14 protein-coding genes and 1 pseudogene are annotated in these 16,827 nt (G+C 37.3%); 5 read left to right on the top strand and 10 right to left on the bottom strand.

The features are described 5' to 3' along the window. Positions 1-314: pseudogene (locus FJR08_RS09420) on the top strand (exonuclease); the annotation flags it as partial. A gap of 92 nt (positions 315-406) precedes the next feature. On the opposite strand, the gene FJR08_RS09415 reads toward FJR08_RS09420, so the two are convergent. The 5 genes from FJR08_RS09415 to FJR08_RS09395 form a co-directional block, all read right to left on the bottom strand. Next, a complete protein-coding gene (locus FJR08_RS09415) occupies positions 407-844 on the bottom strand; it encodes a YidH family protein (protein ID WP_168632992.1) in 438 nt (145 codons plus the stop codon). 42 nt (positions 845-886) lie between these two features. Further along, on the bottom strand, positions 887-1,228 hold the full coding sequence (locus FJR08_RS09410) for a DUF1622 domain-containing protein (RefSeq protein ID WP_168632991.1): 342 nt from the start codon (positions 1,226-1,228) through the stop codon (positions 887-889). A 167-nt stretch (positions 1,229-1,395) separates the two neighbouring features. After that, positions 1,396-2,250, bottom strand: coding sequence for a bile acid:sodium symporter family protein (locus tag FJR08_RS09405; protein WP_168632990.1), 855 nt, complete (start codon positions 2,248-2,250; stop codon positions 1,396-1,398). A gap of 241 nt (positions 2,251-2,491) precedes the next feature. Continuing rightward, positions 2,492-4,384: a GTPase family protein gene (locus tag FJR08_RS09400; protein ID WP_168632989.1), complete on the bottom strand. Its 1,893-nt coding sequence runs from the start codon at positions 4,382-4,384 to the stop codon at positions 2,492-2,494. Positions 4,385-4,584: 200 nt separating this feature from the next. Continuing rightward, a complete protein-coding gene (locus FJR08_RS09395; protein ID WP_168632988.1) occupies positions 4,585-5,301 on the bottom strand; it encodes a heme oxygenase (biliverdin-producing) in 717 nt (238 codons plus the stop codon). Positions 5,302-6,035: 734 nt separating this feature from the next. Here FJR08_RS09395 and glmM point away from each other — a divergent pair. Both glmM and FJR08_RS09385 read left to right on the top strand, forming a co-directional pair. Beyond that, positions 6,036-7,472: a phosphoglucosamine mutase gene (gene glmM, locus FJR08_RS09390; RefSeq protein WP_015080037.1), complete on the top strand. Its 1,437-nt coding sequence runs from the start codon at positions 6,036-6,038 to the stop codon at positions 7,470-7,472. 108 nt (positions 7,473-7,580) lie between these two features. After that, positions 7,581-8,219, top strand: coding sequence for a peroxiredoxin (locus FJR08_RS09385; protein WP_168632987.1), 639 nt, complete (start codon positions 7,581-7,583; stop codon positions 8,217-8,219). Between the two features lie 74 nt (positions 8,220-8,293). On the opposite strand, the gene FJR08_RS09380 is transcribed toward FJR08_RS09385, so the two are convergent. The 4 genes from FJR08_RS09380 to FJR08_RS09365 form a co-directional block, all read right to left on the bottom strand. Then, positions 8,294-8,476: a hypothetical protein gene (locus FJR08_RS09380; RefSeq protein ID WP_168632986.1), complete on the bottom strand. Its 183-nt coding sequence runs from the start codon at positions 8,474-8,476 to the stop codon at positions 8,294-8,296. Beyond that, positions 8,466-9,374, bottom strand: a complete 909-nt coding sequence (locus tag FJR08_RS09375) for a hypothetical protein (RefSeq protein ID WP_168632985.1) — start codon at positions 9,372-9,374, stop codon at positions 8,466-8,468. The genes FJR08_RS09380 and FJR08_RS09375 overlap by 11 nt, the downstream gene beginning before the upstream one ends. Continuing rightward, complete coding sequence (locus FJR08_RS09370; RefSeq protein WP_168632984.1) at positions 9,358-10,794, bottom strand: AAA family ATPase; 1,437 nt, start codon at positions 10,792-10,794, stop codon at positions 9,358-9,360. Before FJR08_RS09370 ends, FJR08_RS09375 begins: the two co-directional genes overlap by 17 nt. A 374-nt stretch (positions 10,795-11,168) precedes the next feature. Beyond that, positions 11,169-12,704, bottom strand: coding sequence for a DEAD/DEAH box helicase (locus FJR08_RS09365; protein ID WP_168632983.1), 1,536 nt, complete (start codon positions 12,702-12,704; stop codon positions 11,169-11,171). Between the two features lie 243 nt (positions 12,705-12,947). On the opposite strand from FJR08_RS09365, the gene FJR08_RS09360 reads away from it, so the two are divergent. Together FJR08_RS09360 and FJR08_RS09355 are read left to right on the top strand one after the other, a co-directional pair. Continuing rightward, on the top strand, positions 12,948-15,059 hold the full coding sequence (locus FJR08_RS09360) for a TIGR00300 family protein (protein WP_168632982.1): 2,112 nt from the start codon (positions 12,948-12,950) through the stop codon (positions 15,057-15,059). A gap of 307 nt (positions 15,060-15,366) precedes the next feature. Further along, entirely contained in the window at positions 15,367-15,732 is a 366-nt protein-coding gene (locus FJR08_RS09355; RefSeq protein WP_254435723.1) for a hypothetical protein, read from the top strand. 42 nt (positions 15,733-15,774) lie between these two features. Here FJR08_RS09355 and FJR08_RS09350 read toward each other — a convergent pair whose 3' ends face one another. Then, a complete protein-coding gene (locus tag FJR08_RS09350) occupies positions 15,775-16,626 on the bottom strand; it encodes a DUF4351 domain-containing protein (protein ID WP_148764390.1) in 852 nt (283 codons plus the stop codon). Positions 16,627-16,827 lie beyond the last annotated feature (201 nt).

Below are 16,827 nucleotides of genomic sequence, written 5' to 3'. Positions count from 1 at the left end.
GCTATCTTGGCTATGCTGGTAGAGTTGATTGTGTAGCGAATTATTGCAATATTCCCTGTGTGATTGAATTTAAAACCGCAGAACGCATAAAACCTCTTTATGATGAACCTTTACAACTTGCGGCTTATTGGGGTGCTGTCAATCGTCAATATGGATTAAGAATTAACAATGCTTTAGTAATTGTCACCACTCCAGATGAAGCTATTGTACATTGGTTAGAACCTAAAGACGTGATGGAAAAATGGCATCAATGGGAGAAAAAAGCCAACACATTTTGGCCAAACGATGGTACTAATGACAAAATATCACCCTAAAAAATTCTCACACATAAAGCATTAGTAAATCCCTTCTATCGTAATAAGGAGAGAAAATAGAAGGGGAAGTAGTACCACCGTGAAATCAAAAGTCAAAAATTCATTGCCCGAATTACCACACCAAGAAAACTAACTAAGCCAATTACAAGTAAAGCCACTCCGATAATTTCCGCACTGTGAGAGGTTTCGTAGGTATAGCGATTATTTTGAATTTGTTTAAGTAACTTACGGTGTTCTCTCAACCCTAAAACCATTCCCAACATTCCTGTAACAATAAAAGACAGTCCCACAATCACCGAAAATCTGACTGGGTTGAGATGATGACTCAGACGAGTATTTTCAATCGCTCTGACAATGGTGGGAATACCAAAACCAAAACCAATTAAGGAAAGACAGGTGCGTATCCACGCCATTAATGTGCGGTCTGCTGCTGCTCGACTGCGGTATTTAGCTAGTTCTGTCCGATCTGCCGCTAAATCGTTGGTAGACAATTGTTCAGGTGTTTCTGATTTGATAAGTGGCTGATTCATTGTGGTAAAATATGCCTGTAAATTACCTCTGAATAATTACTTTTATTGTTTTTGATTAAGTTCTTGAGTCAGAAAATAATTGAGGAAAGTTCTGATTAAGGCAACAATTCCTAGTTTTCCTAGAGACTCAAATGTTGAATGATAGGTTGTGGAAAGAATATCTGCTCCTAATTGAAATTCTAATGCCAGCACTAGCCAAATGCCAAAGTTGAGCCGGATTTGCAAAAATCGGTTTTGACTATGATGATGGTTCAGAGAAATTGCTATTTTTCCGCTTTTTAATACACCCAATAAAATACAAAAAACAGAAATAGATTCTAGTAAAAATTTCAGCAAAGTCACAACAAATGATAACCCGCTCTCTAGCTGTTCAAATAATGCCATAATTTAGCTTTTTTCACGCTCCAGGCATAGAGATTAATTACAATAGCCTTAGTGAATCAAAGTATTAAATTGGAAAATATCAAATCTCAAACTTTGCGTCTTTGCTCCTTTGTGTCTTTGCGCGAAACATAATTTATACCGCCATTATGTAACGGAAAAAACCGCATTTAGTTAGGTTGTTGCTCTAATTTGCGTTTATTCCAAATTGAGTAAAAACTACCTAGAACTGCTCCTAAAATTACATAGGCTATGAGTGCGGGAATTACCTTTTGTTCTACGTTATTCAAAATGGCGATAAACAAGGCTAAACCAACATTACGAGCAATACAGGAAATTGCTAAAATCGGTCGTGTATCATCATTGTTACCTCCTAAACTGTGTCCTATTATTAGAGAGGCAATTACCATGATGGTAATTACAACTATTGGTAATCCCCACACTTTGAAAAATAGAGGAATCCCTAAAATACCAGCCAAAACAACCAGTACGAAAAAAAGACTATTAGCCATAAAATTTAAGGGTTGGGCGATATTTTCGGCAAATTTAGGTACAAACTTTTGCAGCAACAGACCGATACTGACAGGCAATAACTGTACCATGATCACTTGTCGGGTAACTTCTAAAATTGTCACTTTTTCTGAAATATTCTCAAATAGGGTGACAAAAATTTCCAAGGTAATAGGAGTAACGCAGACTGCAAGTATAGCGAGAGTTAGCTGAAAACTCGCTGAGTAGGAAAATCTACATCCAGCCATTTGCGCTCGTTTTGTGGTCAGAGGCGCACCTGGAGAAGCCGCTAACAAGGCTAATCCTGTCATTACTTCTGGGGGTAAGTTAAACAGTTTTAGCAGGACAATAACCACTAGAGGAACTAGCACTACAACGGCTAAAAGCGCCCGGAATAGTAAAGCAGGTTTTCGCCATAGAGAAAGCATTTCTTCAAAACAAAGATTGCATCCTATAGCTAACATTAAAGAAAAAATCGTGATTTTAACGAAAATCAACAGTAAAGGATGGTGCATAGCTGGAAATTGAACCTCTTTCCTCTGCGTCCTCTGTGCCTCTGTGGTTCGATAAATTACTTCTTAAACCGCAGAGGAAAAAAAGATATTTTTCGGGTCACTTGTTAACTACTATTGAACAAATAATATCTCTTAACCCAACTTTGTATTACTATCCCTGGTCATAGATATCTCCGAAATATTTATTGTGATAATTTCTACTCAAGCGGATAAAAGAATTACATAAAAAATCCTTAATTTCTCATTGCTGAAGATAATAATCAAATCTAGTTCGCAATTGTTCTATTGTTAAATCTTGCGTCCAATATTCTATTAAAGCATGACCAAAAGCCCAAGCATTACGATCTGGTGTAGATGGGTTTTCTAACAACAATGGCCATAGAGATAATAAATCAAAGTTGCGGGATTTGGAATTGTCTATATTTAATAGGGGAAAAAGTTCATAAGCCATTTGTAATTTACCAATAACTATGGGTAATTGTTCAATGGGAATTTGTTCTGCGAGTAAATAAGCAAGAGTAGGAGAACCTGTTGATAATGTGGAAATAAATTGCAAAACGGGACTTTTTAGTAATGCAGCAATTCCTTGGGTAGTTGTCATCTGAAATGTGTAATGCTCAATAATATTAGCTGCTGCTGTGGTGCGAGTTTCTAAATTCCGTAAAAAGCGAGTTAGTCGTAATTGTTTAGCCGGATCTATTGCTGCTAATAGTCCTGAAGATAAGGCTTCTATATTCCAATCATTGCGATTATTTTTTGGGTCATTTGTAACGACTGGTAAAACTAAATTAGCAAAATTTCCTAATAGTTGTTGGCGATATTTTGTCGCTTCTCGAATAGAAATATCTTTTGGTTTTTCTCCGTTTTCCCAATCATAAGGAGGTTGCCATTCACGGATAGGACGTAAACGATCTACTTGAGTTACAATGGTAATAATCGGTAAATCTGCCACTTCTGATTTGACATCTTGGAGAAAATCTACATCCATTTGTAAAGCTGGATCTAGTGCTGGAGTAACTAATAATAATAAATCAGCATTAATAGCATAATCAATGACTAAATCTCGCAAATCTTCCCGTTTTACCTGTTCATAACCGGGAGTATCCCAAAGGTTGAGAATTTCCCCATTTTCCGTTTCCCAATGATAATTTTGAATTGTATCTGTACTGGGTAAAACATCAACCGCAGCCAATTCATTTTGAAAAAGAGTATTAATTAAACTACTTTTACCTGCACCTGTGCGCCCAATAATGAGAATATTTACGGGTTTTTGGGCAACGATTTCCGGGGGTTCAGCTTGGGTGAGAATGTCCCGCAGGGTTTGGGTTTTAACTTGGGGTAGGGTGGGGATAGGTAATTCAATTTTAGTTCCTGCATAGAGAGCGATCGCTTGTTTACATAAGTTCCGCAAAGCTGCTTCTCTTAATAGTTGACTCAAGTTTATTAATAATTCCTGAGAAGCGCGATTTCCCACACCTTCACTAGCTTTTTTTGCCACCGCAGTAAGAGGATTTAATACCCATTGCGCCCAATTCCAAACTTTCCACAATTTACGGGCAGATGGTTCTAATTTACGATAAACTTCATAGGTTTGATAAGCTTGTCCAACGGTAACTTGATTGAGAACAGGAGATAATTTTTGCATCCATTGATCCATATCATCTACTGTACCCCGAATTAAACCGTAAACTTGGGGAATGTAAATATTTAAAAGCGGATATTTAACTTGAGGATTATAAATATGAGAAATTGCTACTACTAAATCTTGACATCTTCGCCAAAAAGTTTGCCAATCTTCCCAAATAGGTAAATCATTTGCGGCTGCGGTAAGAATATTTTGTAATGCGGTTTCTACTGCTTTAGTCCTATCTGTTTCGATGACTAAATTATTCTCTGTGGTAGTTTCTAATTCTTCTCGAACTTCTGCAAATACAGCTTCAATTTGATTTATTGCCGGTTTAGTCCAGCGTACCAGCAACCACCGCCAACCGACAAATACAAATGTAAATAAAGCCCAAATCCAACTTAATCCCCAAGCGTGAATTTGCGTTCCTGCGGAAATGAGAAGAAAAGAAACAATTATTGCAATTGGTGAAACTAAGATTATCCATTGCCAGGGTTTTAAACGGATCATTGTTTGATAACTTTTTGGGTTGTGGATGTTGGATTAGTAATTTTACTTATTTTACCAGGGAAATTTACCAGGAAAATAACACTCACGGTAGGTGATAAAAATTTAGGGGCAACTTCCCTCTGGTTGCTTTCCTCCATAGAAAACAATCATAAGGCTGTTACCCCTAGATATTGTGAAAAAAGTGAATATTTCTCAATTCATTATTCCGCAGTTACCAATTCAGTGCTACCTTTTGTCCGTTTCCGAGTCATGGCATTGTAAACCATGATGCCAATCGCTTTAATCAAATTACCTTCCAACTCTTGGAACATCTTCATGTTCACACCAAAAGCGGCATTTGCTTCTTCAGTAATGCGATCGCCTGTAGTATCATCAATAGGCATAGCATCTAAATTGGCTCTATACTTAGCCTTAAATGCCTTCTCATCGGTAATATCTGCAAACTCATAAAAAGCAGTTCCTTCACCTTCACCCAATTTCATCGCCGTTTGGGCAATATTTTTGAGGATTTGTCCCCCGGATAAATCACCTAGATAACGGGTATAGGAATGAGCAATTAATAATTCTGGTTCAGTCGCAGAAATTTCCCGAATCCGGTTTACATAAGCCGCACCCGCAGCAGATAATTTGATTTCCTCTCGCCAATTGTAACCATAGTAGTAAGTTAAGTCTTGCTCCAAGGTATGCTTGCGGTTAAGTTCAGGAAAGTAAATTTTGCTCAAAATTGGGTGATGCTTGTGTTTTTCCATTTCCTCTTCCATAGCGGAGTAAATGAAGTAAAAGTTAGCAACCAACTTGCGGTAGGAGTTTTTTTCCACAACTCCCTTCAAAAAACACTTGACAAAACCCACGTTTTCTGCCATTGTGTGTGCTTTCTTTGTACCTATGCGTAATTTGCTTGCTAAATTGCTGTTCATAAGAATACCTAGTAAATGGAAAACTCAGCGGCTTTAGCCCTGAGAGGGAAGCGACACGGGTGGTTTTAACCACTTTGAATATTTTTTCATTACCGCCTTGGAGTTGAGAAATTCGGGGTACTTTTGTGATGTACTTTCAACGGGACAATTACCGATTCAAATTTTCCAACTCTGTACGCATAATGTTTTGCTCCAAAGAGCCTCCCATTTCTGGGGTAATGTTAGCTAGATGCCTCCGGCACGCTTGCGCGAACGACCAGTTATCAGAGCTTGTTAAACTTGCAACACTGTTTCAGTGACCTTAAAACTGTTTAATTGCAAATGACAGAGCAAGGAACTAGTGAAGCAGCGCGGTCTTGGGGGTTTCCCCCATGAGCGACTGCTGAACCCCGAAGGGGCTACGCATTCCGGGGTGTCGTGACTCTAATAACGGCTACCCTTCGACTACGCTCAGGGTGGTCTGGTCAGTACGGCTTACTTGATTACTCTTGTAAGCCCAGTCCCTTTAGGGCTGGGTTACTGACATTAAAATTCTCAACTGTAAAAAAATTAACTGTGAAAGTTTTCTGTCCATAATGGTGAAAAAACCCCATTAAAACGTAAGATTAAAACTATTTGATGAGAATTTATATTAAAAATAATTAAGCAATGAGTTCCTTTGGCATTTTATTAACGTCAAGAATGATGGAAGAAAGTGCTATTCTCCTGTGTGATTGTGTGGAGTTTTTAAATTTATGGTTTCATCAATGGCTCGAACTCAAGGCTGCATTTCCGAAGTTGAAAATAGTGGGATGTTCAATTCCATACCACTGCCAACCAACGCTTTATTTGGTACAGATGGCATTCGCGGGAAGGTGGGAGACTTACTGAATGCACCTTTGGCTTTACAAGTGGGTTTTTGGGCGGGAATTGTCCTCCGTAATTATGCCACTGATCTAGGACCAATTATCCTGGGACAAGACTCCAGAAACTCCAGTGATATGTTAGCCATGGCTTTGAGTGCTGGGTTAACCGCTGCTGGTTTAGAAGTGTGGTATTTGGGATTATGCCCCACACCTTGTGTAGCCTATCTGGCCAGCATCACTAATGCCATTGGGGGAATCATGATTTCCGCCAGCCACAATCCCCCAGAAGACAATGGAATTAAAATCTTTGATGCCCAGGGTGGAAAGTTATCCAAAGCCCTACAAGGGGAAATTGAGGCGGGATTACGAGGTCAATTATCCCCCGATTTGAACATAAATAATTGCGGCAGACATTATTCACGAACAGAGTTAATTAAAACATATAGCCAGTCTATCCAAACACCTTTAGCATCTGGACTGACTCTCCAAGGCATGAAGATTGTTTTAGATTTAGCTTGGGGTGCAGCGGTGGGTTTAGCACCGGCGGTATTTACAGAAATGGGGGCGGAGGTTATTTGTTTACATAATGAAGCTGATGGCGATCGCATTAATGTCAATTGCGGTTCTACACATTTGGATATTCTCCAAGCCGCTGTAGTCGCCAATCAAGCCGATATGGGTTTTGCTTTTGACGGCGATGCAGATCGGGTTTTAGCTGTGGATAATACGGGCAGATCCGTTAATGGTGATTACATTCTTTACCTTTGGGGTCGCCATTTACAACAAAAACAACAACTCCCAGATAATCTAATAGTTTCCACTGTTATGGCTAATTTAGGCTTTGAAAGAGCTTGGGAACAAATAGGTGGTAAATTAATTCGTACCGCTGTTGGTGATCAATATGTGCAAGCGGAAATGCAGAAAACTGGGGGAATGTTGGGAGGAGAACAATCGGGACATATCCTGTGTAGTCATTATGCCATGACGGGGGATGGCTTATTAACAGCCTTGCATATTGCAGCGGTAGTGAAAGAGGCTAATCTTTCCTTGGGAGAAATGGTAGATCAAAGTTTCCAAACCTATCCCCAAATCTTACGGAATGTGCGAGTATTAGATCGGGAACGACGCTTAGGATGGGAAAGTTGTCAACCTGTGCAACAAGCGATCGCTATTGCCGAAGTAGCAATGGGTGATCATGGTAGAATCCTAGTTCGGGCTTCGGGAACAGAACCCGTAATTAGAGTTATGGTAGAGGCCGCTAATGCTGAACTTGTCCACCATTGGACAAATGAATTAGTTGCAAAAGTTGAACAACACCTGGCTTAAACTTAAAATTTTGTTGCAAACCGCGACAGCCCGATGGGGTAATCGGTCTTTTGTGTCATACTGTCACGGTAGAATATAGATGTTTTCTTAAAATACAGGGAATCTTACATGACTCTTCGTCTTGGTGATACAGTACCTAACTTTACTCAAGCCTCTACTCATGGGGAAATTGACTTTTACACCTGGGCTGGTGATAGCTGGGTGGTACTATTTTCTCATCCTGCTGACTTTACACCAGTTTGCACCACCGAACTAGGAACTGTTGCCAAACTAAAACCAGAATTTGATAAACGCAATGTGAAAGCGATCGCTCTCAGCGTTGATGATGTAGAATCTCATAATGGCTGGGTTGGTGACATTGAAGAAACCCAAAGCACCACTCTCAATTACCCAATTTTGGCAGATCCAGATCGTAAGGTTTCTGAACTTTATGATATGATTCACCCCAACGCAGCGGCTACTGTTACTGTGCGTTCTGTTTTTGTTATAGACAACAACAAAAAACTCCGTCTGACTTTCACCTATCCTCCCAGCACTGGCCGCAACTTTGATGAAATTTTGCGCGTCATTGATTCTCTGCAATTAACCGATAATTACAGTGTTGCTACTCCCGCAGACTGGAAAGATGGTGAAGATGTGGTAATTGTTCCTTCTTTGAAAGATCCTGAAGTCCTCAAGGCTAAGTTTCCTAAAGGTTATGCAGAAATTAAGCCTTATTTGCGGATGACTCCTCAACCTAACAAATAGGTTTTCATAACAGCAAATATTTCATTGTCGGGTGGGTTAGCAACGGTGTAACCCACCATTACTTGTTTTTTGTTTTACACTCTCGTTGCATTACTTATTTTTTGTTGAAGAGAGGTAATAATTTCAGGAGTTAATTCTGCTTCTGGTTGTACTACTTCACGTTCAGCTAAAACTGATTTAATTTGACTTTCGGAAGCTTTTCCTAAACCTTGTAACAGTGTTTTAAAGCTTTGATTACTAGCTGTGTTAGTTGTCATAATTTGATATTTGGTTATTTGAAAACTTTATTGCTAATCTATCTATTAAATTGAGTAACTTTAATTCTTCTATGATCTCTTTCATGTATTCATTTTCCTCCATATTAATTTCGGTAAGTGTTGTATTCGATAATAAAGTTATATAATCGGTATCATTTGGTAATAAATAATTGATATAAATTCCTTCTCTATCCTGACTATTGGAAAAATTTTTAGAATAATATTCATCTGGAATACGCTTTGGTAATGATCTTGTTGTTAATATTTGTTCAATAAATAAAGGTGTTGATTCAGTGATTTTCTGATGCTTATATCTATCTTTAAAGTCATTTGACTTAGAAACATAAGGATATAATTCAGCTTTTTGATCACATTTAAGCGATACAATTTTAAAATCTGGTGAATTTACTTGCGTGATTTTTTTAAGTGGGATATCTGCATTAGGTGTAGTTAATAAAATTCCTTGATACTTAACTTTTAGTTTTGTTGATAAGTGATTGAAAATTTCAAATTGTAAAATTTCTTTCAATTGTAAAATTTGATCTATTCCACGCTTCAATTCATCAATAGTTTTACCTTTCATTTCAATGATAGTACAAATGCAAGATTCGGAATCAATATAAAGAGACATATAATCTGGTCTTCTTAGTTTTTTATCTGTTATTAGAGGATCATTTTTTTGATGATCTCGATCTATTTTAAATAAAATACATATAGCTTTATTTTGAGAATCTAAAGTTATCCGAAAATGTATTCCACTTTCTGGAGGAGCATTTCTTCCTGGCATTGTACGCATTGTACTAAACACCAGCATATTTTCTAGAAAATTAAAATTTTGCCAATTGAGTTTATCTTTTTTGTCTTTGAGAATTTGAGCAAAATTATTCTTCTGTTTCATCTGCTTTTTCTTGTCCTGCTTCATAAATTTCAAAAAACTTTTGTTGAATATCTACAGCAATATCACTTAAAGTATCCCATCTAATGCCATAATCTGGATCATTTAATGAAACTAATTTATTATCTTTCATTTCATAAGCACTAACTTTATCAATAGGTAAAAATGCTCTTTCATCTTGAAGATATAAAGATGAAGATTGACGTTTTAATATTTCAGGATTTTCATGATTACCATTAACTAAATTATTCAGATGTGCCATAACATAAGGACTATGAGTTGTGAGCAAAATTCTCACACCAAGATTAACAAGAATAGATAATGCTTCAAGTAGCTTTGCTTGTGATTCTGGGTGTAAGTTCATCTCTGGTTCATCTATTACCAGAAAATCACCTTTACTTGCACGATATCTTAAATATAACAGTAATGGTGCAAGTTGCCTGATAGAAGATGAAGCATTATATAGATCAATTTCTAAACCTTTTTTAACTAAAACTTTTATTTCTTTTCCACCTAGCTTAGTAGGTTTTAAATTAGTTTTATTTTTGTTTTGTAGCTGTTTTTCAATCTCATCTGCTAATTTCTGAAATTCGTTTTTATTGTTTGAATTAATCTTGGTTGTTTCTTGAAGTTCTATTTCAGATAGAAAATCTAAAAAATCTTCTACTGGTTGTGGATAACGGATATCTATTGCTATTGGCGGTTGAGGTAAGCCAAAGTTCTCTTCAGAGGTACTGTTGATAAATGACTCTCTTTGTTTTTGTTTAAGAATTCTATATCTTTTAGTTTCCAATATTTTATATATATTTATAAACACATTTCGTTCAGCAGGAAATGGAAAAATATTAGAAAAAAGCACTTCTTTAACACTAGAGATAAATCTATTGGTAAGATGTAATGTTTGATTTTTACTTAGTTCTTCATTTTTAGGTTGAATTTCAAAGAATAAAACATCCTCTTTACGGGTAAGTTTAAGAGAAGTTTCATCTGTCAGAGGAATAGCATCTTGCTGAATTAATTGATTGATAGCATCTTCTACTTCTTGTTGAGAAATTATCATTTCAAATGATGTTGTCGAGAAAAGTTTACGACTTGAATCCTGAAAAAATTGTTGTACACCAAAATATTTGTCTTCTCCAAAATGTTTTGCTATTTTTTCAATATCTTTGATAAAAAAATCAAGCAAGTTATGATCTATTTTAAGCGACCACCTATCGTGTTCTTCAGGCTTAAGTTCTAGTTCTGATTTATGATCACCTGGTCGTCGTCTACTTAGAGTGCGTCTAGCACGCTGCCACAAACCATAAGTAGAATAAGCAATATAAGTTTTACCTGAGTTATTTGGTCCAATAATTACTGTCAGAGGACGCAAATCTAACTCTGTTTCTTGAATACTACCTAAGTTTGAGAATTTGATTTTCATTTTTCGCCTATATTACCAGTAAAAAATACTATCACTTGTTTGTTGTCTTACACTCTCGTTGCATTACTTATTTTTGTTTAAGAGAAGTAATAATTTCAGGAGTTAATTCTGCTTCTGGTTGTACTATACTTTGCGAGGTCACAATTTGAGCCTTTGCTTAAAGGGGATATATGGATGTAAAAACGCAAGTTATGACCTTCTCAAGTATACTTCACGTTCAGTTAAAACTGATTTAATTTGACTTTCCGAAGCTGTTCCTAAACCTTGTAACAGTGTTTTAAAACTCTGGTCTTGCTTAAATAAAACTACTGGATACAAGTTGATGGGTTAAGACGCAAACCCGTAAACTACATATTCTTCAGCTTAATTATTTATTAATCTAACTCATCTGTGACTCTTTTGAGAGAATTTTTATTGAAGGCTGGAAAAATCAAATAAGGAAATTGTTCTTTATATTGGCGTAATTCTGCAAAAATAGGAGATTCTAAACCAGTAACCACACACCAAATTCTGGCACGGGTTATAGCTACCAACGCTTCATTTCGTTTGTGAAGCTCACTTTCTTCTTTCCAACTCAGAGGTTTGGTTGCATAATCAAATCTACAAGCATAAACTTTATAGGCTTCGTTGCCCTTGGCTCTATAAATATTAGATATTGTTACACAACCATCCTTTTGAAAAATGTCACGACTACCATCTGTTCCTGCAATATAAGCAGGAATTTCATAATTAGTTAAAACTTGTTTCAGGTTTTTAAAATAGATTTTTTCATCATCACCACATAGGGCTGTGATAATAATATCTCGTGGGTTTAATCCTTGGTGTAAATCATTTGCGACTTGTTGAGCTATCCATTCTTGTTCATCTTCTTCATTTTCAAAACTTTCTATTTTTAAAATATCTCCAATTGCATCTTGATAAGGAAAATCATTTTGATCTATGGGATGAAGATTTACTGGATGTTTTTGTGGATCTGTTTTTCTTTGATCATATTCTCGTTCAATTTTCACCAGTTTTTTCTCTTTAACACTTGCATCACTAAAGTCTCCAAATAATACTGTATAACCCAAAATCTCCCATTCTTTTGTCTTGCTTACACCTTGTAAAACCCCTCCATCTCTTAATAGTCCCATATTCACAGCATGGGCAATCATTAATAATTGTTTGGGAGTTCTATAGGATATATTAAAATTTTCGGCACGACCTCGTAAATTTACTACATTTTCGCCAAAAATTGCTTCTGGTTTAGGTACTATTAATGAACCAATCCCCTGCGCTTCATCATAAGCCCAATAAAGACGTTTTGGTTCGGTAAGTGTATTTCTGGCTAAACGATAAAAAGCACGTGGTAAATCTTGTCCTTCATCAATTAAAATTACGTCATAAAGCTGGGGATAATTAATAATTTGTTTTTCTAATTGATCGCAAATATATTCAAAGGCAATTCCTGGATCAACACTTCTACCAAAAATCCTTTTTACATCATTAACATCTAGGGCTTTTATACCACTTTCTTTAGCCAGTTTGCGATGGAAACCATCCCTATCTTTTGCGCCCCAAGCATGGAGTACATTTAAATTATTCCAATTTGGCTTTTGTCCATTAGATAATTTTTGATAGTATGTAGAAATTCTCTCATGTATAATCTGATCATAAAGAGAACGAGTAAAGAAAATAAAGGCAATTTTCCAGTCTGGATGCTCTTTGTGGATAGTAGCGGCACGTTGACCAAATGTGACAGTCTTTCCACTTCCAGCTAATCCTCTAATCCGTTGCGCTCCAGGAGGATATTTAGAAGAAATTTCTTGTTGTTGTTCATCTAAAGAAACAAGTCTAGATTCAAGGTTATGAATTGCATATACTGGGTTATTTAAGGAAGTTCCTTCTGGAATATGACGAATATTTGACATGGTATTTTTCCCTGAAGTTCAATCTTATTAGATGCTAGTATCAGCACTATAACATCCCCCATAACATATTTTTTGCTCTTATCTCTCACATTGTCCCTAGTGGTAATAGAATAATAACGATATCCTTGTAAAGCCTACCAAGAACAGAAGGTAGAGGTTAAGTAGCAGATTTGACAGAATTGGATCACCAAAACTCTGTATCCAGAAGACATTAGTAGCATTTTAGAAGTTAGTAAGATTTTTATGGTTTCCCAAATTCGTTTTTTGATGTGCGCTCCTGACCATTATGATGTGGATTATGTGATTAATCCTTGGATGGAAGGGAATATTCATAAGTCCTCCCGCGAACGCGCTGTGGAGCAATGGAATAAATTATACCATGTAATTAAAGATCATGCCATTGTTGATTTAGTTGCCCCCGAAAAAGGCTGGCCTGATATGGTATTCAGTGCTAACGCGGGTTTAGTCCTTGGTGAAAACGTCGTTCTCAGCCGCTTTTTGCATAAGGAACGCCAAGGTGAAGAACCGTATTTTCAACAGTGGTTTGAACAAAATGGTTTTAATGTTTACACTCTTCCCAAAGACCTCCCCTTTGAAGGTGCTGGTGATGCACTCCTAGACCGAGAAGGACGCTGGTTATGGGCTGGATACGGTTTCCGCTCAGAATTGGATTCTCACCCCTACCTGGCTAAATGGCTGGACATTGAGGTGATTTCCCTACGCTTAATGGATGAGCGGTTTTATCATCTTGATACCTGCTTTTGTCCTTTGGCGAATGGTTATTTGCTGTATTATCCTGGTGCGTTTGATTCCTACTCTAACCGCGTGATTGAAATGCGCGTCGCACCTGAAAAGCGGATTGCTATTGAAGAAGCTGATGCTGTTAACTTTGCTTGTAATGCGGTGAATGTGGAAAGCATCGTGATTATGAACAAAGCCAGTGAAAGTTTAAAATCACGGTTAGCAGAAGTTGGTTTCCAAGTCATTGAAACCCCTTTAACAGAATTTCTCAAAGCTGGTGGTGCGGCTAAATGCTTGACTTTGCGAGTAACAGAACCTATTGGCGAGGAAATTTACGCTAACGCATCTGTAGAAAGTCGTGTCATCCGCATGGAAGGACACTTACTAGATGCAGGTTTGATTAACCGCGCTTTAGATTTAATTGTGGAAATGGGGGGAAGTTTCCAAGTTCTCAAATTCAACTTGGGAGAACAACGTCAAAGTACATCTGCGGCTGAGGTGAGGGTATCTGCACCATCTCACGAAGTGATGGAAGAAATCATCTCCCAGTTGATTGATTTGGGTGCGGTGGATTTACCCCAAGATGAGCGCGATTCTAAGTTAGAACCTGTGATTCAAGCGGGTGTTGCTCCTGATGATTTCTATGTCAGCACGATTTATCCTACTGAAATTCGTGTAAATGGAGAATGGCTGAAGGTGCAAAATCAACGCATGGATGGGGCGATCGCTATTTCCACAACTGCTAATGGTATAGTAGCAAAATGCAAACTCCTCCGTGATTTAGAAATCGGCGATAAAGTGGTTGTCGATGTATTGGGTATCCGCACCGTCCGCAAAGCCGAATCACGCGAACAACGCAATTCTCAAGAATTCAGCTTCATGTCTTCCGGTGTTTCCAGCGAAAGACGGGTGGAATTAGTTGTGGAACAAGTAGCTTGGGAATTACGTAAAATTAAGGATAGCGGCGGTAAAGTAGTTGTCACGGCAGGTCCTGTGGTGATTCATACAGGTGGGGGTGAACATCTCTGTCGCTTAGTTCGAGAAGGCTATGTACAGGGTCTTTTGGGCGGAAATGCGATCGCTGTTCATGATATGGAACAAAACCTGCTGGGAACATCCCTGGGTGTGGATATGAAGCGGGGCGTGGCTGTGCGTGGTGGACATAGACATCATTTAAAAGTCATTAATATCGTCCGCCGTTTTGGTAGCATTGCTAAAGCTGTGGAAGCGGGAGTGGTGAAAAGTGGGGTGATGTATGAATGTGTGAAAAATAACATTCCCTTCTCCCTCGCTGGTTCAATTCGGGATGATGGACCTTTACCCGATACCCAAATGAACTTGATTTTAGCACAACAGGAGTATTCCCAAATCATCCAAGGTGCAGATATGATTTTGATGCTGTCTTCCATGCTGCATTCTATTGGGGTGGGAAATATGACTCCGGCTGGTGTGAAGATGGTTTGTGTGGACATAAACCCGGCTGTAGTGACAAAATTGAGCGATCGCGGTTCAATAGAATCTGTAGGTGTGGTGACAGATGTGGGTTTATTCCTCAGTCTGTTAACTCAGCAGTTGGATAAGTTGACGAGTCCTTATGTTGCTAATGTAGGTTAACAAACACAGCCTTTAAGATTCTCTATCTTGTGGTGCGGGCATCTTGCCCGCTTTTCCGCTTTCTTGTTTTGTATAAAAAATAATTAAATGAACCACAGAGGCACAGAGAACACAGAGGAATATAATATAAGCAGTTATAATATAAACAACGCTAACAAAGGAGATAATTCATTAGACATCTCCGGTAAAGATTGTAGAGACGTTCCATGGAACGTCTCTACAGAGGTTTCATGTCACGCATATTTAATTTTCGGAGAGTTTAACCAGTGAAACAGCCAGGAGAGAATTTTTAACTGCTCCTGTAATTATGGAACTAATTCACTATACCCATGCTAAAGTTAGAGTAGAGTATGGGTTGAATATCAATAATCAATTAAAAGGAGTTGTTGATTATTATATTAAAGCTGACAATCAATTATTAGTTATTGAAGCTAAAAATGCCGATTTAGAAAGAGGAATTGTCCAATTAGCTGTAGAATTAATTGCCTTTGATAATTGGTCTCCTATTGATCATCCTATCCTGTATGGTGCAGTTTCTATTGGTAATATTTGGCAATTTGTAATTTTACATCGGGAATCAAAAGAAATTACTCAAGATCTAAACCTTTATCGTGTCCCCAATGATTTAGAAACTTTAATGAAAATTTTAGTAGCTTTAATGAAAAATTTGTAATTATCAAGTAGGTTGGGTTTTGCAACCCAACCCCACAAATTATTAGTTCTGATGATCTTGTTGATTTAACCAAGTGACTAAATCAGCAACTTCCGAAATATTAAACAACGCCGCACCTAGATTTTCTAACTGTTCAACAGGTAAACCTTTGACTTTTTCAACTATTAAAGAATCAATTTCCCCAAACCGTTGATTAAGTAAAAACAAACAAAATTTAATTTCTCCTCTTTGTTCTCCCTTTTGTTCTCCTATTCTTTCTCCCTTCTGCAAAATGTCCTGATAAATGACTGATTCTTGCATAATATCCTCACTTAACAATTGACGAATAAAGTCTTTCTCAAATCGCAAACCTGCTAAAATCTCTGTGTAAGCTGCAATATCCTGTTTAGTCTCCCTATCTGCAATTTTAGCAACATTATTGGCAATCTGGGATAATAAGCCTTGAGGTGAATTTGTCTGTGTTAATGGTGCTAATGGTAATAATGCCAGATTATTGAGAAATAATGCTGAATCTTGTTCCCACATTCTGATTACACGATAACGGTGTCGTGTTGTTTCGTTAACATATTCTTCAGTAAAAACAATTGGATCATTTGTTTCTTGTAAGAAAATCACAACTTGGGTTACAGGAACTTGATATGTACGGATTAATCTCACTGAATAGTCTAACTCTCTAAAAGGAATCGGAGGTTTAGATTGTGGGTTGGTTTGAAATTCAATATGTAAAATGCGATTTTCTGTTTGTAGGAAGGTGACAAAATCAGCGCGAATTGGTTCTATACTCAATTCGGTTTTTAAGACTTTGATGGTTTTTGGTGCTTGGGGAAGCAACCATTTAGCAAAATCAAAGGGATATTTTTCTGCTAATAGTTTGCAAACGTTGTCAAAACTCATAGGGTTATAAAATTAAATTGTCTGAATCAGGATATCCAGGATTTAAGGATTTCCAGGATGTTTGTTTGAGTTGTGTTTTTAGGGTTTAGGAATTTATGATTAAGGTTAATATATACGATTTTCAAACATAAAATTCTCAAAATACAAATTACAAATACTCAATTTATTTAAAATAATTTAGGGATAGGGATATTACAAAAA

The sequence above is a fragment of the Dolichospermum sp. UHCC 0260 genome (assembly GCF_009711985.1).
Lineage (GTDB): Bacteria > Cyanobacteriota > Cyanobacteriia > Cyanobacteriales > Nostocaceae > Dolichospermum > Dolichospermum lemmermannii.
This window is presented reverse-complemented; position numbering and strand designations above follow the sequence as displayed.